The sequence below is a fragment of the Nitrosomonas ureae genome (assembly GCF_900206265.1).
Classification (GTDB): Bacteria; Pseudomonadota; Gammaproteobacteria; order Burkholderiales; family Nitrosomonadaceae; genus Nitrosomonas; species Nitrosomonas ureae_C.
This window is the reverse complement of record NZ_LT907782.1, coordinates 26,177-47,276: the sequence shown is the minus strand read 5'-3', so window position 1 is coordinate 47,276 and position 21,100 is coordinate 26,177. Positions and strand designations below refer to the sequence as shown.

The 21,100-nt window shown below is 45.2% G+C and carries 19 protein-coding genes and 2 pseudogenes; 15 read left to right on the top strand and 6 right to left on the bottom strand.

Annotated elements, in window-relative coordinates; all coding sequences use genetic code 11:
• The first annotated feature begins 152 nt into the window (after positions 1-152).
• Complete coding sequence (locus CPG39_RS00220; protein WP_096291505.1) at positions 153-1,784, top strand: L,D-transpeptidase family protein; 1,632 nt, start codon at positions 153-155, stop codon at positions 1,782-1,784.
• A gap of 46 nt (positions 1,785-1,830) precedes the next feature.
• Entirely contained in the window at positions 1,831-2,424 is a 594-nt protein-coding gene (locus CPG39_RS00215; protein ID WP_096291504.1) for a YcbK family protein, read from the top strand.
• Between the two features lie 215 nt (positions 2,425-2,639).
• On the opposite strand, the gene CPG39_RS00210 is transcribed toward CPG39_RS00215, so the two are convergent.
• From CPG39_RS00210 to pyrE, 3 genes are all read right to left on the bottom strand, one after another.
• Positions 2,640-3,506 (bottom strand): hypothetical protein, encoded by an 867-nt coding sequence (locus tag CPG39_RS00210; protein WP_145956188.1) that lies wholly within the window; start codon positions 3,504-3,506, stop codon positions 2,640-2,642.
• An 86-nt stretch (positions 3,507-3,592) separates the two neighbouring features.
• Complete coding sequence (locus CPG39_RS00205; RefSeq protein WP_096291502.1) at positions 3,593-5,536, bottom strand: reverse transcriptase domain-containing protein; 1,944 nt, start codon at positions 5,534-5,536, stop codon at positions 3,593-3,595.
• A gap of 124 nt (positions 5,537-5,660) precedes the next feature.
• Complete coding sequence (gene pyrE / locus CPG39_RS00200) at positions 5,661-6,305, bottom strand: orotate phosphoribosyltransferase (protein ID WP_096291501.1); 645 nt, start codon at positions 6,303-6,305, stop codon at positions 5,661-5,663.
• A gap of 26 nt (positions 6,306-6,331) precedes the next feature.
• Here pyrE and CPG39_RS00195 point away from each other — a divergent pair, with 26 nt between their 5' ends.
• The 3 genes from CPG39_RS00195 to zapE are packed head-to-tail and all read left to right on the top strand — an operon-like array spanning position 6,332 to position 9,666.
• The gene (locus CPG39_RS00195) at positions 6,332-7,105 is read left to right on the top strand and encodes an exodeoxyribonuclease III (protein WP_096291500.1); all 774 of its coding nucleotides are present in this window, start codon (positions 6,332-6,334) and stop codon (positions 7,103-7,105) included.
• A complete protein-coding gene (locus CPG39_RS00190; RefSeq protein WP_096291499.1) occupies positions 7,102-8,478 on the top strand; it encodes an AmpG family muropeptide MFS transporter in 1,377 nt (458 codons plus the stop codon). The genes CPG39_RS00195 and CPG39_RS00190 overlap by 4 nt, the downstream gene beginning before the upstream one ends.
• Before the next feature lie 6 nt (positions 8,479-8,484).
• Positions 8,485-9,666: a cell division protein ZapE gene (zapE, locus tag CPG39_RS00185; protein ID WP_096291498.1), complete on the top strand. Its 1,182-nt coding sequence runs from the start codon at positions 8,485-8,487 to the stop codon at positions 9,664-9,666.
• A gap of 248 nt (positions 9,667-9,914) precedes the next feature.
• Here the strand turns inward: zapE and smbP are convergent, their stop codons facing one another.
• On the bottom strand, positions 9,915-10,301 hold the full coding sequence (gene smbP / locus CPG39_RS00180) for a small metal-binding protein SmbP (RefSeq protein WP_096291497.1): 387 nt from the start codon (positions 10,299-10,301) through the stop codon (positions 9,915-9,917).
• 250 nt (positions 10,302-10,551) lie between these two features.
• Between smbP and CPG39_RS00175 the strand changes: the two genes are divergently transcribed.
• Positions 10,552-11,460 (top strand): TIGR01777 family oxidoreductase, encoded by a 909-nt coding sequence (locus tag CPG39_RS00175; RefSeq protein ID WP_096291496.1) that lies wholly within the window; start codon positions 10,552-10,554, stop codon positions 11,458-11,460.
• Between the two features lie 32 nt (positions 11,461-11,492).
• The gene (locus CPG39_RS00170; RefSeq protein ID WP_096291495.1) at positions 11,493-12,797 is read left to right on the top strand and encodes a cryptochrome/photolyase family protein; all 1,305 of its coding nucleotides are present in this window, start codon (positions 11,493-11,495) and stop codon (positions 12,795-12,797) included.
• Between the two features lie 27 nt (positions 12,798-12,824).
• Here the strand turns inward: CPG39_RS00170 and CPG39_RS00165 are convergent, their stop codons facing one another.
• Positions 12,825-13,526 (bottom strand): hypothetical protein, encoded by a 702-nt coding sequence (locus CPG39_RS00165; RefSeq protein ID WP_096291494.1) that lies wholly within the window; start codon positions 13,524-13,526, stop codon positions 12,825-12,827.
• A gap of 787 nt (positions 13,527-14,313) precedes the next feature.
• On the opposite strand from CPG39_RS00165, the gene CPG39_RS14830 reads away from it, so the two are divergent.
• From CPG39_RS14830 to CPG39_RS00140, 5 genes are all read left to right on the top strand, one after another.
• Complete coding sequence (locus CPG39_RS14830; RefSeq protein ID WP_269457634.1) at positions 14,314-14,445, top strand: hypothetical protein; 132 nt, start codon at positions 14,314-14,316, stop codon at positions 14,443-14,445.
• Positions 14,446-14,789: 344 nt separating this feature from the next.
• On the top strand, positions 14,790-15,104 hold the full coding sequence (locus tag CPG39_RS00155; protein ID WP_096291492.1) for a hypothetical protein: 315 nt from the start codon (positions 14,790-14,792) through the stop codon (positions 15,102-15,104).
• Between the two features lie 80 nt (positions 15,105-15,184).
• Positions 15,185-15,484, top strand: a complete 300-nt coding sequence (locus CPG39_RS00150; RefSeq protein ID WP_096294207.1) for a PepSY domain-containing protein — start codon at positions 15,185-15,187, stop codon at positions 15,482-15,484.
• A 71-nt stretch (positions 15,485-15,555) separates the two neighbouring features.
• Entirely contained in the window at positions 15,556-16,242 is a 687-nt protein-coding gene (locus CPG39_RS00145; protein WP_096291491.1) for a response regulator transcription factor, read from the top strand.
• Entirely contained in the window at positions 16,239-17,585 is a 1,347-nt protein-coding gene (locus CPG39_RS00140; RefSeq protein ID WP_096291490.1) for an ATP-binding protein, read from the top strand. Before CPG39_RS00145 ends, CPG39_RS00140 begins: the two co-directional genes overlap by 4 nt.
• A gap of 54 nt (positions 17,586-17,639) precedes the next feature.
• Here the strand turns inward: CPG39_RS00140 and CPG39_RS00135 are convergent, their stop codons facing one another.
• The gene (locus CPG39_RS00135) at positions 17,640-17,912 is read right to left on the bottom strand and encodes a TMEM165/GDT1 family protein (RefSeq protein ID WP_096291489.1); all 273 of its coding nucleotides are present in this window, start codon (positions 17,910-17,912) and stop codon (positions 17,640-17,642) included.
• Between the two features lie 193 nt (positions 17,913-18,105).
• On the opposite strand from CPG39_RS00135, the gene ahr reads away from it, so the two are divergent.
• The 3 genes and pseudogenes from ahr to CPG39_RS00120 form a co-directional block, all read left to right on the top strand.
• Complete coding sequence (gene ahr, locus CPG39_RS00130; RefSeq protein WP_096291488.1) at positions 18,106-19,113, top strand: NADPH-dependent aldehyde reductase Ahr; 1,008 nt, start codon at positions 18,106-18,108, stop codon at positions 19,111-19,113.
• A 400-nt stretch (positions 19,114-19,513) separates the two neighbouring features.
• Positions 19,514-19,724 (top strand): annotated as a pseudogene (locus CPG39_RS00125) (IS5/IS1182 family transposase); the annotation flags it as partial.
• 138 nt (positions 19,725-19,862) lie between these two features.
• A pseudogene (locus tag CPG39_RS00120) lies at positions 19,863-21,025 on the top strand (integrase core domain-containing protein); the annotation flags it as partial.
• Between the last annotated feature and the right edge of the window lie 75 nt (positions 21,026-21,100).

The window sequence follows — 21,100 nt, the reverse complement described above, 5'->3', positions numbered from 1 at the left end:
GAATCGACAATCTACAGACATCCTGTCTGAAAGAGTAATAAAAATCGATAAAAGAGAGGAAATTATCCCTCTCAAGCACATGCTTGAGCAACTATCATTGATGTTAAAATCCTAGCATCTCATAATACATTGGCTTAACAAAGGAAATTTGCGTGATCCGCTATCAACTCAAGATCTCTCTACTGACACTCCGGTATTTTTGCTATCTTTTCCTTCTATTCAATCCCATCCATTCAATCGCACTGCTCATAGATTCAAAGGAAATTGAACGGCAACTATCCAACTCCGCCATCGAGTTAAACAAGACCGGACATTCTGATTTACAGCGGTTCTACGCTGCCAGGAATTATCAACCGGTATGGCTCTCGGGAGAATCAGAATCACCGCAACTGAAAATAGCATTGGCATTCATTGCCAGTGCAGAAACTGAAGGATTGAATAGCCAGGATTATCAATTACAGCATTTGGTGCAATTACTACAAAATTCCGATCAATCTTCATCAGCAGCAACTGACCTGGAGATCCGCACGACACACGCCGTATTAAAGCTAGCCACGGATTTATCCCGTGGTCGTTTTTCCGCAACTGCGGCCGACCCCGATTGGCATATTCCACGGGCCGACTTTGATGCAGTCGCATTCTTGCAAGCAGCCATATACGCTGGTCATTTGGAAGATTCACTACAGAAATTGTCTCCGCAAACGCTCAATTATCAATTGCTCAAACGTACCCTGGCGCACTATCAGGAACTCCTCAGAAACACTTCGGAATGGGTTCGTATTCCGAGTTCACCATCCATCCGGCCGGGTGACACTTATCCAAGCATTCCTTTGATTCGCCAGCGCATAGCACAAGCTTATACCGCCGATGGTTTGCCTGAATTCAGTCTTATTCCCAACGCAAACCAACTCTATGATACTGAGCTGGTTGCTGCCATCAAAGCCTTTCAGGCGCAACATGGCTTGAATACCGACGGCATTATCGGTAAAAACACCATTAATGCATTGAATATTCCACTCGAATGGAAAATACGCCAGCTGCGCATCAATATGGAACGCCTGCGCTGGCTCCCCAGAAATCTGGGGCAACGCCATCTGCTGGTGAATACCGCAGGCTTCTATCTCACCGCTATTGAAAATGACGAGCCAGTTCTGAATATGCGTATCATTGTCGGGCGGGATTATCGCTCAACGCCCAGTTTTAATGGCGCGCTGTCGTATATGGTGTTGAATCCTTATTGGAATGTTCCGGCGAGCATCGCACGCAAGGATTTATTACCCAAGCAGCAGCAAGATCCGACTTATTTCACAACGGCCGGATTCAAGGTCTACCCCGCCCAGGAACGCGGTGCGCAGGCGCTCGATCCGGGTATGATCGATTGGCATGAACTCAAACAAAGATTTCCCTATTTTCTGCGCCAAGATCCGGGCAGTCACAATGCGCTGGGTAAAATCAAATTCATGTTTTCCAATCCATTCAGCATTTATTTGCACGATACGCCATCCAAATCACTGTTTAGAAAGGATATAAGAACCTTCAGCTCGGGCTGCATACGTCTGGAAAAACCCTTCGAGCTGGCGGCTTTTGCTCTGAACCAACCCAGCTTGCCGGAAAAATTTAGCGCGGATTTGGAAAGCGATAAGACCATTACTACGCATTTACCTAAACCATTACCGATTTACATGGTGTATATTACGGCCTGGGCGGATGAACACGAGAAAGTGTACTTCTACCCGGATATCTATGACCGTGATTTACGTGCGTTGCGTCATGCTCGCTGGTAAATTATTTTTCGCACACAATCGCAGCATTTTCAGGAGAAAATAATCGATGATACGAAAATTTCTGGATCAAGCGTATTTATCAGAAACAGAACCCAGTCGCCGCAATTTTTTAAAAACCAGCTTGAGTACATGTACTTTGTTAGCACTGCCCATGGCAGCCACATCCGTTCATGCGGCCATCAAAAAACCTTTAGAAAAAAAACTGAGCTTTCTTAATTTGCATACCGGTGAACGCACTCGAGCGACTTTCTGGGTCAATGGCCGTTACATTCCAGAAGGTATGCGCGTCATCAACCAAGTGTTGCGTGACCATCGCACCGGTGACCGATATAAGATCGATCCTACGCTGTTTGATTTTTTGCATCTGCTACAACACAAATTGAGAACCCATCAAGAATTCCATGTGATCTCAGCCTACCGTTCTCCTGCCACTAATGCCAAACTGGCAGCGCAAAGTGGCGGAGTCGCCAAAAATAGCCTGCATACACATGGAAAAGCCATCGATATCCGCCTGCCGGGACGTAAATTATCCGACTTGCGCAGTGCCGCGTTGTCATTGAAAATAGGCGGTGTCGGTTATTATCCCTCGTCTAATTTTGTTCATTTGGATACAGGAAATTATCGTTTTTGGGGGGGGTAGAAAATATAAACCTGCCAGCATGTAATTATTATCAATTTCCGAATTTAGTAGAAAGCATTACTGATTTATCTGATAATTACTAGGCCACTATCGACCAAAGTCGGCAGATTTAATTCTATTATATTCTCACATGAATGAGGAGGGTGTTTTCCCTCATATTGATCTATAGCCGATTTAAGGACAATAAAATCATCTATGGCGGTATGTGCTTTAAGTCATAGCGATACCTTCTTCGATCCAAGTTTAATACGCTCTTTGGCAAGTTTACTATCAAATCCTGGCGGCGTCGGTTTGTAGTCTCCTGATTCTTTTTGCAACCCATACCCTCTACATTGATGAGCCCGTAACTTTTGTAACGGCAACTCCATTGTAAGAAAGGTCTGATTGTCACCACCTTTGATTCGTAGCGGGTTGAGCTTTTCAGTTTTAGATGGACTGACGACACGAGAATCGCCAAATTGAGCGCTATTGACTTGAATTACATAGCAATGAAGATCACGTGCAGCCGACTCCACGATATTTGAAAAATAATTTACATCCTGATTGAACTCCGAACATAGGATAAAATCGACCTTTGCCTTAAAAAGAACTCTGTCTTCTAAGCACGCAAGCTCGAAGCAGTTATAGATTGCGAAGCTGGCGCCTCGCCACTGAAATAACTGGTATTTACTTTTTAAATCGACCTTGGGTACCTTCAAATCATGATTGAGTAATTCGAACTCTTCGGCAGGAGAATAGTGTTTTTTTAGTCGTCGTATAGGAACGCATGCCTTAGTACCATTCCGTGTACGGTAAGGCAAAGCTGCAAGCAATTCATTCCATGCTGCCCCACTTCGAACAAAATGTTCCAATCCGCAAATAATACCGATTTGATGTTCGCGTACCCAGCGGGTAAGGAATGTGGCAAATGAATGAGGCACCGAGACTTCAGGTAGAACCAACAAGTGAATCCGCTGTTCGGGGTGACGAACACCATGTCTGAGAACATCGTTCAATAACTGTGATAACTTTTTAAGACGCTTCAAGGAAGTATTGGGTGTCTCTAAATAACTCTTTTCAATATCCTCTGGATTAACTGCCATATGCCCGACTGCAACGCGTAGCATTTTATGAAGATCGGTCTCATGAAAACCTATACTTATTTTCTTATAGATCATCAATTCTTCTCTTACAATTCGCCATCTGCAGATTCGCTGATTACATCTTCAACGCTTGACCCATGAAATTTGGCGTAAATCTGATTGGCTGTCGTGATCGAATCACCGTCGGTGACCGCAAAATAACCTGAGTCGCTGAATCCCAAACACTCATCAAAATGAACAAAACGCGGACTCCATTTGATCTTGTGATCATCAAGAATGAAATCGGCCACATAACCCGGTATGGCGAGATCACCATTAAATTCTGTGTAATTTAATAGTGGTACCGCCACCAAGTGATGGCGAATTAAGTTCGAAGTACGCCAATGCTCAAGTACTGAGTCTTTTGAAGTCTCTGTATCTCTCACCGCGTGGATCATTTCCAGCGAAACATCAAGATGCGCCATCATTGCCCTCCTCAGTAGGTCTGAGATATTGCCATCATCTAATTTTGAAAACGACATCTTTTTTATTTCACTTCTAATCGCCTTACAAAATTCGTCAACGGTCTTTTTATTCCCAGCAATCACCAAGAACGCAATGACACGCTCCCACATATCCCAATAATCGATCGCATTTCGCCCCTTGAAGAATCGGAACAGCTCCTTTCTCGTTTGTGTATCGAGTCGTCCTTCTGCCACCAGAAATAGTCGTGTCTGTTTAGAAAGATGCTTAGCAAGCTCCCATCGATTTTCAGCAATCTCTTTGATGCTTCGAATCTTGTTCACTGAACCATCATAAAGCAAATCGTAAGCAACCTGCTCAACCGGGCTTTCGTCCCCTTCTACGGGAAGCATAGCAAAGTCACTTGCATTTTCTTCAATCTCCTTCTGGAATTTTTCCAACCCAGCAATGGAATGACCAGCATCAAAAAATTGAAGAATACACTTCTGCTCCTGTAAAAATAACCCCGGTGTTCCGGTCAACTCATATCGTAAATTGTTCACATCATGTTGCATGACCCCAGTATTTACTAGAATCTCTTCCATAAAACTTCTAATTGGATCGTTAGTTGGCTCGAATTGGCTTGTCACTACCAGAAGGATGTCGTCTACATATCGACCATAGTAAGCAGGACGAACTTTGGTCAAAATGGCTTCATCGAATTCTTTCAAATACCAATTCGCAATCAGTGGGGAAGCACATAGGCCAATAGGTAGACAAGTTGCATTATCTGGAATGTCGCCATGAGTAATTTTTAGTTGAGGCGCGATTCGCTGTCGATAAGCAGTGCAAATCGCTTCAATGCAATCAAATAACTGAGACCCGAGTATTTCTCGTGCGAATACGGTCTTATAGAATCCAGTTGTTTTATTTGGCCTTACAGTCTGGGTACGCAGCTTTATCCAGTCAATCTGCACCCGATAATAATATTCCTGAAGATCTAAGGCGATGATGCAGATACTTTGCTCTTCGTTGACAAGCAGGTCTCGGGCTTTTTTGATACCATCGTCGCGCCATTTGGCATACAACTCATGATACTTTTTGAAGAGTTGTGCGGAATGATCCTCATCCTGCCCGACAAGTGGGTGAAGACGGGAGCCCATACAATTCCGTGTCAGCTTACTATCAATTTCCGAACCATCAATCATCAACCAAAGAACCGCTATGAGATGTAGCTCAATCGGCCCGTCGAAGATGTAGTTCACCTTTTCAATTTTGTAATTCTCTTGGCTGGTCACGTTCGTTACATAGGTGCCTTTACCCTTTTCGCTCTGTGAATCAATTCCGCTCACTCCTTTGGGCAGCAACACAAAATTGATTTCATTTAGCCAATCTTGAAAGGCTTTTTCTTTCGTGGGAACTTTGGTTTTTATAACTGTATCGATTATGCGGAGACGTTCTTCAAAATCTTCTGTACATTCAAACTCGGCGAGACGCTTCCGCAGAAAAAGATGAGTCTTTTCGTAATAGATCATCTGTTTCAATTTCTTATAGGCAATCTTGATAATGTCGTCTTGAATCTTGCTCATTCTGCAATCTTTATTTCACAAGAGAAAACAAAAAAATTAAAACTAGATTCCAAAAGTTTACAGTCATGAAAATACTCTCAATTTAATTGTCCCACCTACTTTTTAAAAATAAGCCCGTAGAATATTATTTGATCCCATACTGTGCGCGATAGCGCTCGACTGCAGGAAGATACTGCAAGAATTCTCGATGATTCTGCAAAAATTCCACCAGATCGTCCAGATTGATAATTGAAGTCACCGGAAAACCATGCATCTGCTGCACTTCCTGAACCGCAGAAAGTTCTCCCATTCCTCGCTCCATACGATCGAGCGCAATCACGACACCGGAGGGTGTTGCGCCTGAGTTCTTAATCAGTTCGACCGATTCACGCACCGAAGTACCTGCGGAAATGACATCATCAACAATCAGCACTCGACCGCTCAGCGGTGCACCGACCAGCACCCCGCCTTCGCCATGATCTTTGGCCTCCTTGCGGTTAAAACAGAACGGATAGTTATGTCCCATCTCAGCCAGTGCAATGACAATCGCACTGGCCAGCGGAATGCCTTTATACGCCGGGCCGAACAGCATGTCGAACGGAAGCGCTGCAGCAACAATCGCTTTGGCGTAAAATTGCCCGAGTTTACGCAGCGCATCACCATCGTTAAATAGCCCTGCATTGAAAAAATACGGTGACATGCGCCCCGCTTTGGTTTTAAATTCACCAAAGCATAATACTTTGCGCGCAATAGCGAATTGAATGAAGGCTTGCCGGAAATCATCAGACATAACTGGATCAACCCATAAATTGATAGATGCAAATTATAACGCTTAACTTAAATGGTATTCGCGCAGCTGTTAAAAAAGGCTTTCTTCAATGGCTCGCAGCACAATCAGCAGATGTCGTTTGCGTCCAGGAATTAAAAGCGCAACTGCCCGATCTTTCCCCCGCGATCCAATCTCCGGATGGCTATCACGGCTACTTTCATTGCGCCGGACAAAGAGGCTATAGCGGTGTCGGGATATATACCCGCAAAAAACCGGATCAAGTCATCGAAGGCATCGGGATTGCCGACATCGATGCCGAAGGCCGCTTTCTGCAAGCGGACTTTGGCAACTTAAGCATCATTTCGATCTATCTGCCGTCCGGTTCCAGCGGCGAACATCGGCAAGCCGCAAAATTTTATTTTATGGAAAAATTTTTTCCGGTATTGCAGAACCTGAAGATTAGCAATCGGGAAATCATTTTATGCGGTGATTGGAACATTGCGCACAAGGAAATCGACCTCAAGAATTGGCGCTCCAATCAGAAAAACTCCGGTTTTTTGCCTGAAGAGCGTGAATGGTTATCCAATGTATTGGAAAATTCCGGTTTTATTGATGTGTTTCGCCGTCTGAACGCAGAACCGGATCAGTACACATGGTGGTCGAACCGTGGACAAGCCTGGGCTAAAAATGTAGGCTGGCGCATCGACTATCAAATCGCCACACCTGTTATCGCACAACTCGCACAAAGGGTTTCCATTTATAAAGATGAGCGTTTTTCCGATCATGCACCACTGATTATCGACTACGATCACGAATTATGACATCTGCAGGATTTTCCGGTTGGTTGCAGGCGATGCGGGTATACACCCACCCCCGCGTACTGGGCATGCTGTCGCTGGGATTTTCCGCCGGATTACCCTTGCTGTTGATCATGGGTACGTTGTCTTTCTGGTTGCGCGAGGCAGGTATCGATCGCACCACCATCGGCCATCTGAGCTGGATCGGCTTGGCCTACAGTTTTAAATGGCTATGGTCGCCGCTGGTTGATCGAATGCCGCTGCCGCTGTTGACACGATGGCTGGGGCGCCGCCGCGCCTGGTTATTACTGTCGCAGATTACCATTGCCATGGCGCTGACAGGCATGGCATTCACCGATCCTGTCATGAATCTGACTCATTTGGTATTTTTTGCGCTTGCCGTGGCGTTTGCTTCCGCCACACAGGACATCGCACTCGATGCTTATCGCATCGAAGCCGTTGCAGTGGAATTGCAAGGCGCAATGGCCGCGACCTATCAAGCCGGTTATCGCGTCGCGATGATCCTGGCTTCTGCTGGCGTATTGTGGATTGCTGCGGCGGCTGATGTCACTACAGATGCATACGACCATGCGCCGTGGCGTTTCGCATATCTGATTATGGCAGCAAGCATGGTCGTGGGTATTACCACTACACTGATCATTCGCGAGCCCAATGTTCCCTATAGCCGGTTAATCTCGGACAACGAAAAAATCGCACAACAAGCCATCGCAGCCTGGCATCTTCATCCCCGCATCGGCGGCATCCTGGTCTGGCTTTACGGCGCATTAATTGCGCCATTCCGCGACTTTATCATGCGTCATGGCCGGCAAGCATTACTGATCCTGGGTTTGATTGCCATCTATCGCATCTCCGATGTCGTGATGGGCGTAATGAGTAATCCTTTCTATGTCGACATGGGATATAGCAAAGAAGAGGTGGCCACGATCTCAAAAGTATACGGCGTGATCATGACTATCGTGGGCGCGGCAATCGGCGGCGTGCTGACGGTCAAAATCGGCATCATGCGTACCCTGTTTCTAGGTGCCGTGCTGTCTGCCGCAACCAATTTACTGTTTGTCTGGCTCGCGGGGCGCGGTCATGATGTCAGTGGATTAATTTTTACTATCTCGGCAGACAACCTTTCAGCAGGTATCGCCTCCTGCGCTTTTATCGCTTATTTATCGGGCCTGACCAATTCGGCTTATTCAGCCACGCAATATGCATTATTCAGTTCGGTCATGCTGCTGCTGCCAAAATTCATCGCCGGTTTCAGCGGGCAATTTGTTGATGCCTACGGTTATGAAAATTTCTTCATTGCTACCGCTATCATGGGCCTGCCCGTTCTGATCCTGGTCTGGCTCGCCGGACAAGCCAAGTTTGCCTATTCCTCCCGATAATCAAACATGTTACATGCTCCCGCACAGAAAAGCCCTGAAACTGAATATCATGCCTTGATAAGCGCCGGCGAGTTGCAACCTGATGCCGATCAAGCCAAAGCGGTTGTCGCTCTGGAGCGATTACATCGTGAATTGATTAACTCACGCACAATCGGAAAAAAATGGCCTATTCGATTGCTTCGTTGGTTTGGCAGTAATAATCCGGCGCCTAAAGGCATTTATCTTCATGGAGGTGTGGGACGTGGCAAATCCATGCTGATGGATCTGTTTTACACCACGATTCCCATCACATCGAAGACACGCGTTCACTTCCATGAGTTCATGCTGGATATTCATGCCCAGCTTAAGAACTGGCATGAATTTTCAGTTCGGGAACGTGCGCAACAAGGCTTTCGCGCCAGCGACGCTGACCCTATTCCAGCGATCGCAAGAAAGATAGCCGATGCTTCGATGTTATTATGTTTTGACGAATTCCAGGTATCCGATATTGCTGATGCAATGGTACTAACCCGGCTTTTCACTGAATTGTTTGCGCAAGGTGTGGTTGTCGTCACAACCTCGAATAGACCTCCCGATGATCTCTACAAGAACGGTTTGAATCGCCAACGTTTTCTGCCATTCATTCAACAAATAAAGGATAGGCTTGAGATCATTTCCCTGGAAAGCCCGGTCGATTATCGCTATAACCGCCTGAAAGGTGCGCAAACTTACTACTTTCCGGTTAATAAAGCCACTACGGACGAGCTATCGGCCACATTTTTCCGTCTCACCGACCGCCGTATGGAAGACCGCGATAAGGTTCCCAGCGAAGAATTAACGGTGCAGGGCCGGACATTGTTCGTTCCCAAAGCGGCGCGGGGTGTTGCTGTTTTTTCGTTTAAACGCCTGTGTGCAAACCCTCTTGGCGCTGCAGATTATCTCGCTATTGCCAGAACCTATCATACCGTCATCTTGGTTGCGATTCCGCAATTCAATCAGGAGAACAGCAATGAAGCCAGGCGCTTCATCCATTTGATCGATGCGCTGTATGAATATGGCGTCAAATTCTTGTGCTCAGCCGCTGTACCCCTGCAATCGCTATATACCGGAGAGGAAATCAGCTTTGAATTTGAACGCACGATTTCACGCTTGATGGAGATGCAATCGGAAAGTTATCTGACAAGAGGTCATGGCAAGAACTTGCATTAGATAGAGATTTGATCGCTTGCAACCGAGTTTCTTATCAGAGATTCTGGAACTAAAAAGATAAACCTGTAAAAGCTCACAAATGTGAACTAGGTTCTAAATCTAAAGAACGTACTTAACGCTTCTGTTAAAAGCAGGGCATTGTGGAAGACTATTTCTTTACCGTAAGTTTCCAAGAAAACTATTCGAGTCATACCCTGCGCGCCAGTCGACGACGCCACGCTTGAGGTGTTGCAGATTAACTTATTAGATTATTTATTAATTTCTTTGAAATGAGCGATAGCGACACGTGCAGCATTCCTTGCTGAATCATCCTCATCGTCATTTCCATTTTCAATCGCTTGCTCCAGACTGACAATGGCCATGGTTAAATGAATACGCCCAGCTGAAGAGATATATTCTTGATCTTGCACCGAAAGTGCATGAATTATTGCAGTGGTTGAGTGTTTTGCGATTGTTGCTCCATCATTAGCGGTTATCGACGCCTCAGAAAATCTAATTGCCTGATGCAAATGGCTTTCTGCCAAACATGCGGATAAAGTTAAGGTTAAAATAATTAAAATACTGGAAAACAGCATATCTTGTTCATCCCTGAAATAAGTTTTGGATCTACTACTTATTACATTGTTCTCAAACATAATTATAAGTTCCGATATGATTTTACAACAAAATACAAATAAGTATAGAACTCTAAAATTACTTCAATGCTTTTAAGTAAATGGGTTTTATGGCCCATTTATGTTTAACCCCCTTCTTCAACGATTTTCAGGAGTGATCCAGCTACTTTTGCACACAGAAAATCAAATATCCCCTCATAGCCGGACTGAAAAAAATCAGTAATAGGTGTATCCTGGATATATCTTCGTATCTGTCCATGAGCATACCAAAATGATCATACTTATAACGGGCGCGACAGGTTTCATCGGCCATCATCTGGTACAACGGTTGCAGCGGGAACATCACACGGTCAGGATATTGAGCCGTGACGGCAAACGTGCAAGCCACACTCTCGATGCCCCTGCATTTGATTGGGACTACGCGACGCAAGACTTCCCTGTTGAGGCATTGCACGATTGTCAGATCATCATCAATTTGATGGGTGAGAATCTGGGAAATGGCCGTTGGACCGAAGCACGCAAGCACGAGATTTATGCTTCACGTATCCTCAGCACTCGCAAATTAGTCGCTGCTGCACCTGAAAGCCTGCACACCTTTGTCTGCGGCTCAGCAATTGGCATTTATCCAGGCACAGGCGATGATCTGTACGACGAATCCTATGTTATACCGGAGAGGCTCAGTTTTATGCAAGCTCTTTGCCACGACTGGGAACAGGAAGCCTCCAGAATTGAACACAGCAAAGTGCGTCGGGTCTGTATTCGAACCGGTGTCGTACTGGGCGATGGCGGCATGCTGAAAAAGCTCCTGCCGATATTCAAGCTAGGGTTGGGTGGACCTGTCGGCAATGGTCGGCAATGGTTACCGTGGATACATATCGATGACCTGGTTTCGGTCTTTTACGAAGCTGCGCTGGATACGCGCTATCATGGCCCGGTGAATGCCGTGTCACCCAATCCTGTACGCTATCGCGAATTTGCCACTGCGCTTGGCAAGGCACTGCATCGCTCCGCCTTCTTCCCCACCCCGGCATTTATCCTGAAACTGGCATTGGGCGAAGCCGCTGCGTTAGCTTTAAACAGCTATCACATTACACCCAAACGACTTCTGGAAGACTATGGCTTCAAATTCAAATTTGATCATTTACCGGCTGCGCTGGCTGATTTGTTTACCGAAAGCTGAATCTTCACGTTAAAACCTGTCATATCATATCGATGAGTACACCACTGGTTGTTTTTTGGTTCCGGCGCGATCTGCGTCTGGATGACAATGTCGGATTGTCACATGCGTTAGCATCCGGGCAACCGGTGTTGCCGATTTTTATTTTTGATCCATCAATCTTGACAGGATTACCTGAAAACGATGCACGTGTTACCTTCATCTACGACACCTTGCAAACCCTTCGTACGCAGCTGGAGAAAAAATATTCAAGTTCGATCGCGCTCTATTATGGCAGCCCCGTAGAAGTTTTCGATCAAATCCTGCGGTTACACTCTGTCACAACGGTATATGCCAATCACGACTATGAACCCTACGCGCGCGAACGCGACGAAGCCGTATGTCAATGGTTGAAAGCACGATCGGTGGCTTTTAATACCTATAAAGACCATGTGTTATTTGAGAAAAATGAGATCGCCAAGGATTCGGGTGGCCCCTATGTCGTGTATACCCCCTATATGCACAAATGGAGAAAGGTTCAGAGTGAGACCACACTGAGAGCTTATTCAACCTCGGAAAAATTGGGAAATATGATTAAGCATTTGCATTCACCTAATCTCTCTCTAACTGATATTGGTTTTGTGCGATCTGCCGTAACCATTCCAGCGCATCAATTGGACACGAAACTACTGCAACATTACGCACACGATAGGGATTTTCCTGCATTAACCGCTACATCGCTGTTGGGTCCACATTTACGATTCGGCACGATTAGTATTCGGCAAGTATTTCAGCAAGCATTGAACACCAGTAACGATATCTTCGGCAATGAGCTGATCTGGCGCGAATTCTTCAGTCAAATCCTATGGCATTTCCCGCATACACAAAATAGCAGTTTCAAACCGCGCTATGATCGCATTCAATGGCGCAATAGCGCAGCAGATTTCGAGCGCTGGTGCAAAGGAATGACCGGTTATCCCCTTGTTGATGCGGGCATGCGCCAGATCAATGCAACCGGCACCATGCACAACCGGGTGCGCATGATCACCGCCAGTTTTTTGTGCAAACACCTATTGATCGATTGGCGCTGGGGAGAAGCCTATTTTGCAGAAAAATTACTGGATTACGACATGGCAAGCAATGTTGGAAACTGGCAATGGGTGGCAGGTTGCGGTGTGGATGCCGCGCCTTATTTCAGAATCTTCAATCCTGAAACACAAATCAAAAAATTCGATAAAAACTTCAGCTATATTCAGACTTGGGTAAACGATTGGAGCACGCCAACTTATCCAGCACCGATGATTAAACACACAGACGCGCGGGCGCGCTGCTTAGAAACATATCAACAGGCTATCGGCTAACCGAATAAATGGTAAGAAACTGACAGATTAATCCCTTTCAACTCCCGCTCCAGGTTGGCTGGGTTGTTTGAGTAATATCACTGTTTGTTGATAGCAGGTACGAGAGAAGTAAATCAACCACGTGACGATGCCAAACAGCTTGAAACCATCTTCGATCAAAACTGCAATACCTGTTTGTCGCAATACCAAATCAGCCACGATGGATAATGCCAGGAAAGCACACGCTATTAATAGAATGATGTAATCCGTCTGCAAAATAATCTTGGCAAAGAGGATAAAAAAGAACAGCATTGCCAAAATATACGCCCCATAAAAAACCTTCTCGGACACATTTAAATATTGCGGAAAAATATGCTCGTGCAGCAAGCAGAAATCATCCACCAGTAACACAAAGGTCAGTATTCCTGAATATAACAAATATGCCCCGATCTTCCTGCTGCCATTTTTCATCAGTAGCACTGCCACAAATAAGCAAATCGCTGCCGCGAATGTCCAGAGCAACACGCCCAGATTGGACATGATTCCGAGAAACGGATTAAATTTAAGTATTGCAGCCGGTTCCCGGAAAAAATTATCGATCAATATATCGTAGTGCCGGCTGATTAACCAAACCGAAAAAAGAGCAACGGACACAATCATATAAGGAATGATCAGCAAGCGCAGCGAAGCTTTCAGCTGATCAAACGTTTTGTTAAAAAAATCCCTGTACATCAATTCAGCCAATCTCATAAAAATAAACTCATATTAATAATTAATACATACAGCTGTAACACGCATACGCTTGAGTTTGCTTGCGACATAAACAAGTGTCAAGCTTATTTCTGATAAGATTATGAATGTCATCACAATCGAGCTCGCTTAGCATTATCTACAACAAATTACCAGAAGTCCGGCGAAGTATTCATGCGCAAAGCATGATCAATCAACTATCTCATATTAAGTTATTACGTCACTAATAACATCATAAACCAACAGATATCCTGCTCTTCTATCGTCTGATTTATGAATAGAAATAATATATTTACCTTCTCAATATCCGTCTCCACTCCAATAACATAGTAAAGAAAGACCATGCTTTTATCCCCTTGCAACCGGTAAAACTTTCCGCACCCGCTTCTTTTCTCATTCAAAATCAAAAATTCCTGTAATACGTAAAAAATTCCGACAGCTGATATGAAAAACTTATTCTTATTTAATAGTGTCTGGCGATACTATAAATACCTAATAATTACAATAACAAAGATCAAATTCCTTGCTGCCAACGCTAAATAAAACACTCCACCATATCATCCACGACACAGTCATCTGATGCATTTCCATTCCATACTCGTTTTTTTAGTGTTATCCTAAATATGAGTAAGTGCTTTTCTTATTCGAATAAAACCATATTTTGGTATTTTAGAAGGGCTTAATTCCGGAAAAAGATTTTAGATATGGTTTGTAATTGATAAAGTTTCAACGTGACATTAAATTTGTTTATAAACATTTTTTAATTTTAATAACAAAGGAGATTCTCATGAAATATTTACTATTAGCAGCAGTTCTCTTAGCGTTCACACTCCCTTTAACCGCATGTGGGGGCGAAGGTAAGCCTGGCCAATACCCACCAAGCCTTTATAAAGATAATAAAGAGGGAGATTCTCAATAAAATTTTCTGGCAAAACCAAGAAAAACAAATAATTAAATTGCAATCACAGCAATAAATCAGAAAACAAGTAATTAGCTGTTTCTTTTTGATAAAAAGATTGCAATCAGAAATTTAAAAAACTGTTTTCAACTGGGCTCTGGAAAAATCCAGAGCCCTTATTCGGAGATCCCTCCGAAAATTGATCATATCTCCACATTCTGACCGGTAACTCTTAATCGATTCTTTATATCAAGAACTGATTTTTTACGCTCTTTCATTTCTCATTCAGTTCCCATTCATGGTGCCATATGTAAATTGACATCATCAGGAATACACCTAAAACGAATAACTGAAGGAGAAATATCATGGATGCTCAAAAAACAAAACTGACCAGCCTGCTACTTAGCATACTATTTGCAATTACTTTAGCTACTCCAACATTAGCACAAGCAGGCAGAGGACATCATAGACACCATCATGGACATAGTCATGGGCATCACCATCACCACAATCATGGTGGATATAGTTATATATATAGCCAGCCTCGCGGTTATTACCAACCTTACTATCCGCAGCCGCGATATAGTTATAATTACTATCCTGCACCGGTGTACATCCCCCTTCCTCAAGCGATAATGGGCATCGGTGCCGGGAATATGGATTTTATGATACGCTTCTGACAAGCACGGTCAGCAACAGGTATTAAAACAATATACCTGTTGCAGCTTGATTACTATCTCCAGAAAATGGAATGGTCGATATGAATAGAAAGTGGAAAGTTTTAGTAATGATGATGGCATTGATTGCCCCGAGCACACTAACCCTAGCAGACTGGCAAAACAACCTGGCAAACTATCATCGTATCAGTACCGGGAACGGCACAGCAGCCGGAATCACAGAACAAAAAGCGATTCTTATCGCACAACAACATTTCAAAGGTCGGGTGTTGGCGATTAATCAGGTCGGCCATACCTACCGCGTTAAAATACTCAGCGACCAAGGCGCAATCCAGACGGTACTGATCAATGTACAAGATGGTTCTGTGATAGTCGCTCACTAATTCAATTGGACATGAAACTCACGACCTTAAACAGGTTTAATCTTTTTTACCCGGTATCTCAGGAGTAAACGATGCGCATTCTGGTCATTGAAGATGAAATCAGGTTACAAAACCAGATTCGTCAGCGGCTGGAAACCGCGGGCTATATGATCGACACATGCAGCGATGGCGATGAAGGCCTATTTCTTGCTTCAGAATACCCTCTGGATGCCGCCATCATTGATATCGGCTTGCCCGGAAAATCCGGTCTGGAAATTATAAAAGCGCTGCGTGAACAGGGTAATCTGCTGCCCATTCTTATCCTGACCGCTCGCAGCAGTTGGCAAGATAAAGTACAAGGTCTGGAAATGGGTGCGGATGATTATCTGACCAAACCATTTCAAATGGAAGAATTGCTGGCCAGAGTAAAAGCATTGCTGCGTCGTGCGACCGGCATACCGCAGACACTCTTAAAATGTGGCCCCATTACAGTGGATGTCACGACTCAATCCGTTGCCATCAACGAGGTAGAAATCGAGCTCACCTCGTTTGAATATCGCCTGCTGGAAGAATTGGTACGCCATCACGGCGAGATTCTCTCCAAGCACACATTATCCGACTACCTTTATCCACACGACGAAGATCGCGACAGTAATGTGCTTGAGGTCATGATCGGCCGGTTGCGCCGCAAACTCGATCCCGATGGCACTTTGAATCCCATTGAAACCATGCGCGGCCGCGGTTATCGCTTTACCCTGGAATGCAATAAATCGTCATGATGTCATTAAACCGGCGCATCCTATTCAGCGCAACCCTGGTTCTGCTGGTTTTTATCATGGGAATTGCGCTGACTCTGGACCGTGCTTTTTATGATAGTGCGCGTTTGGGCGTAAAAGATCGGCTATTTGCCAAGCTGCTCATGCTCATGGGAGACACCGAAGTAGAAGGTTCCGGCGGGCTGGATGTACCAACCAATTTGCTCGATGCTGAGCTCGGTCATGTCAATTCAGACACCTACGCATATATTATCGATCCCACTAATACTATTTCCTGGCGCTCCAATTCATCGCTTAATAAACCCATGCCGCCTATCGCTTTATTGGAGAAAGGTAAAAAAGAATTTAGCCACATCACGCTCAATGATGAGTCGTATTTTATTTATCGTTATGGTGTTGCCTGGAAAACCCCTACCGGAGATTATCCGCTGACTTTTATTGTTATTACCGATAGCGTGCTGTTTGAAGCGCAAGTTGAACGCTATCGGGAAGATTTGTGGGGTTGGTTGAGTATCATGGCCATTTTCCTATTAGCAACACAAATGCTGGTATTGCATTGGGGCTTACAACCGCTACGCAAGGTATCGACTGAGCTTGCTGCAATAGAGTCTGGGCAACAGGAAAAACTGAAAGGTAATTATCCTCGTGAAATACAATTATTAACCGATAGCATCAACTCTTTGATCAACCACGAACATAAGCAGCAGAAACGTTATCGTAATGGTCTTGCAGACTTGGCGCACAGCCTCAAAACACCGCTCGCCGTTTTGCAGGGTACAATCCAAAGCGAAGAAGATGAAACCATCCGGCAAAAAACGATTCAGGAACAAATTGACCGCATGGATAACACCATCCAGTATCAATTGCGCCGTGCCGCAACGGCTGGCAGCTCCCCGGGTATGGGGTTGATCATGCTACGCCCGATAATCGACCGAATAATCAACACCGTGACGAAAGCCTATCGCGACAAGAATCCATGCATCACAATTGAAATCGATGAAACTATTGGCTTGCAGATCGACGAAGGAGATTTAATGGAATTACTAGGTAATTTGATCGACAATGCTTTTAAATGGTGCCGTCAGAACATCCATTTATCCGCGGGCTATCAGGAAAATCATGTAATCATCCAGGTCAAAGATGACGGCCCCGGAATTCGGTCTCCTGAGATCGCCAGAATTCTCGAACGCGGCGTGCGCGCCGATCAATCCACGCCCGGTCACGGCATCGGCTTAGCGATTGTGCGCGATATCATCCAGGTTTATGGCGGGGAGTTGTTAATTGAGAATAATTCAACCGGCGGTCTGTGTGTCGTTCTGCGTCTAAAGAAAAACAAGCAACACTAATTCTTCCCACGGCGAGCTCAGCGAAATCACTTTAATTATCATTTTGAATTTGAATTAGGTCCTTATCAACGTCCACACACCAATCAGGATAAACCCTACTCCTGCAGTATAGTGCAGATGTTTTGCGCTGATGTGATCTGAAATAAAACTACCCGCAAGCACACCAATCGCGGAAGTTGCAATCAGCGCAAGTGATGCGCCGATAAACACCGTCCATTTGCTCACCTCCTTGTCAGCAGCAAACAGCAGAGTCGCCAATTGCGTTTTGTCGCCCAACTCCGCGATAAATACCGTAGCAAAAACCATTAATAGTATTTTGTAATCCATGTTTAAGCCCGAAATTAGTTAGTTTGGGTTGTCTGCAGCACGATTCCAATCCAGTACCAGCGATAAAAATCGCACACCCTTTACCTAAAAAGCAGTAATAATAAACGATAGTCAGCGTGTTTTTTCAAATAACCGCTCAAGGTTTTTACAAAACATTTGGCTTCAAAGATTAATCACTATAAAAGGAATAATCATGATCAGAGCTTACGCCGCATCCGAGGCGGGTGGAAAACTTCAGCCTTTTGAATACGATCCTGGACCGCTGGGTGATCATGATGTTGAGATCGCGGTTGAATTTTGTGGTTTGTGTCAGAGCGACCTCAGCATGTTGCATAACAACTGGGGAATTACTCAGTATCCATTTGTGCCAGGACATGAAGTCATTGGAACAATCTCAGCCAAAGGTACACATGTAAAAAATTTCTCATTAAAGCAACGCGTTGGCCTAGGATGGCATGCGGGCTATTGCATGACCTGCCATAGTTGTCTGTCCGGTGACCATAACCTCTGCACTCAACCAGAGGCCACCATTGTCGGTCGTCACGGTGGCTTTGCCGATTACGTACGCGCCAGTGCAACCAGCATCGTGGCATTGCCGCAAGGTCTCAACGTACACAGCGCAGGACCACTTTTCTGCGGGGGGATCACTGTTTTTAACCCCCTCCTGCAATTCAATATCCCGCCCACTGCTGCCGTCGCCGTCATCGGTATCGGCGGATTAGGTCATATCGCATTGCAATTTCTGAAAGCATGGGGCTGCCGGGTAACAGCCTTTACATCCAGTGAAGACAAAAAGAAGGAGGCGCTAACACTGGGTGCACACGATGTGCTGGATACGAGAAATCCGGTCGAGCTTGCAACTGCAGCAAACCGTTTTGACTTAATTCTAGCAACGATCAATGTAAAACTCGACTGGAATGCCTATATCGCAACCCTGCGTCCCAAAGGCCGCTTACATCTTCTGGGCGTACCTCTTGAGCCACTGGAAATCAATGTGTTTCCAGTAATCTCCAACCAATGTACGATCTCAGGCTCCCCTGTCGGCAGCCCCGCCAGCATTGCCACCATGCTGCAATTTGCAGAACAACACAAAATCGAGCCTATTGTGGAAATTTTCCGCATGGATCAAGTTAATGAAGCTCTCGCCAGATTGGCTAGCGGTAATGCCAAATACCGCGTGGTTTTGAGTGGTGAGCAATGATCATCCTGTGAATATTGCACGAACTTTAAAAATTGAAGAATTTCTGTCTGTAAGTACAAGATGTCGTAACCCAATAAAATTGAACACCCTATTAGATCGTATAGTCATGAGACAACAGATATGAGATTTTTTAGAGTAGCATTCACCGTCATTTTATCCGCTGGCGTGGAGAGGGACGGCATGGGAATCCTCCCAGTTTAATAGAAACTTGCAGTATTGGGTTTTAGTTTAAAAGCATCTGCCAGTTTCATGGTTGGCGTGATACCTCCGAGTTGCCCTACTCGGATGCTCATTATTGTAAACCCAAAACCATTGTGTTACGGTGAGTTGCGCTTCCTCAAAGTTGCAAATTGATTCATCTGCAAGCTCCTGTTAAAAATGGGAGGATTACCTAGGCAAACTGATGGAGAAGCTTGAACATGCAAAAGTCGGCATTCGCGCCAGGGGGTGAGCATCCCTTTCATGTTGTAAAGAATCTGTTCATTCACCGCAAAACCCGCTACAGAGGAATGGCCAAAAATAACGCTCAGATGTTTTCACTGTTTGGGCTTGCCAACTCGCTTCTGGCTCGCCGGTGGTTATGTAACTCTGACAGCCAGATTGCGTCTTAAAGACAAAAATTAAGGGGAATAATGTGTAGTAGTTCAGACTTGATCTGACAGTAGGTCTTGTCAAAGGGTAGGATTACCCGGTTTGATAGAGGTGAGAAACTTTATCAACCAAGCGCGAAAGCGCAAAGGAGTAATCCCATGAGTAGTGTTCAACAGAAAGTCATCAAACACAAGATTGGCTAGCTTAATTTAGCAGCCGAGCTTGGCAATGTATCGCGCACCTGCAAGGTGATGGGTTTTCTCGCGATACTTTCTATCGCTATCAAGCTGCCGTTGAAGCAGATGGTGTTGAGGCACTGATTGATGCAAATCGCCGCAAGCCCAACATCAAGAACCGTGTTGAAGAAGCAACGGAAGCAGCGGTCACGGCTTTTGCTCTGGAACAACCGGCCTTTGGTCAGGTTCGTGTTTCCAACGAACTACGCAAACGCGGAATCTTTGTTTCTCCGTCCGGTGTTCGTTCAGTGTGGCTGCGACAAAGTCTGGAGTCGCGTCAAGAAGCGTCTATCGGCCTTGGAGAGGCATATCTCCGAGACCGGAGCGGTGCTGACCGAAGCACAGGTGCAGGCATTGGAGAAGAAACAAGACGATGATGTTGCTCATGGCGAGATTGATACCGCTCATCCTGGGTATCTCGGTAGTCAGGATACCTTCTACGTCGGCACTCTCAAGGGCGTGGGACGGATTTATCAGCAGACTTTCGTCGACACTTATTCCAAGTGGGCGGCCGCCAAGCTGTATACCACCAAGACACCGATCGCGGTACTGAATATTGCGGTAAACCGGAACATCACGATTATCAGCTCTATTTGGCACTCAATGACATTGAGCATACCAAAACGAAAGCCAATCATCCGCAGACCAACGGTATTTGCGAGCGTTTCCACAAAACCATCTTGCAGGAATTCTACCAGGTGGCATTCCGACGCAAGATTTACCAGTCCATCTTTATGGCTGATCAGCTCACCAATGGCAGGTCTTTTCGAACCTTTAATGTATTGGACGACTTTAACCGTGAGGGGTTAGGAATCGAAGTGGATGTATCGCTTCCATCAGAACGCGTTACGCGGGCTCTGGATCGGATTATCGAATGGCGTGGCAAACCCAGGAAGATTCGTTGTGATAACGGGCCGGAAAATATCAGTGCAACCCTTTGTTATTGGGCAGAAACTCGAGGAATACAGCTTGATTACATTCAGCTAGGAAAGCCACAGCAAAATGCTTATGTAGAACGCTATAACAGAACTGTTCGGCATGAATGGTTGGGGATGAATGACTTTGCAACCATTGAAGAGGCACAACTGGTAATCCCCCCAGAAAATAACAGGAGTCAGAAGTAGAATTTTCTTGTAATTTATATAGACAGGAGATTCTGC

What these genes read in the sequence shown, in the direction of transcription:
- CPG39_RS00215 (WP_096291504.1), top strand. Translation starts at nt 1,831, where the DNA reads ATGATACGAAAATTTCTGGATCAAGCGTATTTATCAGAAACAGAACCC.
- CPG39_RS00210 (WP_145956188.1), bottom strand. Translation starts at nt 3,506, where the DNA reads ATGGCAGTTAATCCAGAGGATATTGAAAAGAGTTATTTAGAGACACCC.
- CPG39_RS00205 (WP_096291502.1), bottom strand. Translation starts at nt 5,536, where the DNA reads ATGAGCAAGATTCAAGACGACATTATCAAGATTGCCTATAAGAAATTG.
- pyrE (WP_096291501.1), bottom strand. Translation starts at nt 6,305, where the DNA reads ATGTCTGATGATTTCCGGCAAGCCTTCATTCAATTCGCTATTGCGCGC.
- CPG39_RS00195 (WP_096291500.1), top strand. Translation starts at nt 6,332, where the DNA reads ATGCAAATTATAACGCTTAACTTAAATGGTATTCGCGCAGCTGTTAAA.
- CPG39_RS00190 (WP_096291499.1), top strand. Translation starts at nt 7,102, where the DNA reads ATGACATCTGCAGGATTTTCCGGTTGGTTGCAGGCGATGCGGGTATAC.
- zapE (WP_096291498.1), top strand. Translation starts at nt 8,485, where the DNA reads ATGTTACATGCTCCCGCACAGAAAAGCCCTGAAACTGAATATCATGCC.
- smbP (WP_096291497.1), bottom strand. Translation starts at nt 10,301, where the DNA reads ATGTTTGAGAACAATGTAATAAGTAGTAGATCCAAAACTTATTTCAGG.
- CPG39_RS00175 (WP_096291496.1), top strand. Translation starts at nt 10,552, where the DNA reads ATGATCATACTTATAACGGGCGCGACAGGTTTCATCGGCCATCATCTG.
- CPG39_RS00170 (WP_096291495.1), top strand. Translation starts at nt 11,493, where the DNA reads ATGAGTACACCACTGGTTGTTTTTTGGTTCCGGCGCGATCTGCGTCTG.
- CPG39_RS00165 (WP_096291494.1), bottom strand. Translation starts at nt 13,526, where the DNA reads ATGAGATTGGCTGAATTGATGTACAGGGATTTTTTTAACAAAACGTTT.
- CPG39_RS14830 (WP_269457634.1), top strand. Translation starts at nt 14,314, where the DNA reads ATGAAATATTTACTATTAGCAGCAGTTCTCTTAGCGTTCACACTCCCT.
- CPG39_RS00155 (WP_096291492.1), top strand. Translation starts at nt 14,790, where the DNA reads ATGGATGCTCAAAAAACAAAACTGACCAGCCTGCTACTTAGCATACTA.
- CPG39_RS00150 (WP_096294207.1), top strand. Translation starts at nt 15,185, where the DNA reads ATGAATAGAAAGTGGAAAGTTTTAGTAATGATGATGGCATTGATTGCC.
- CPG39_RS00145 (WP_096291491.1), top strand. Translation starts at nt 15,556, where the DNA reads ATGCGCATTCTGGTCATTGAAGATGAAATCAGGTTACAAAACCAGATT.
- CPG39_RS00140 (WP_096291490.1), top strand. Translation starts at nt 16,239, where the DNA reads ATGATGTCATTAAACCGGCGCATCCTATTCAGCGCAACCCTGGTTCTG.
- CPG39_RS00135 (WP_096291489.1), bottom strand. Translation starts at nt 17,912, where the DNA reads ATGGATTACAAAATACTATTAATGGTTTTTGCTACGGTATTTATCGCG.
- ahr (WP_096291488.1), top strand. Translation starts at nt 18,106, where the DNA reads ATGATCAGAGCTTACGCCGCATCCGAGGCGGGTGGAAAACTTCAGCCT.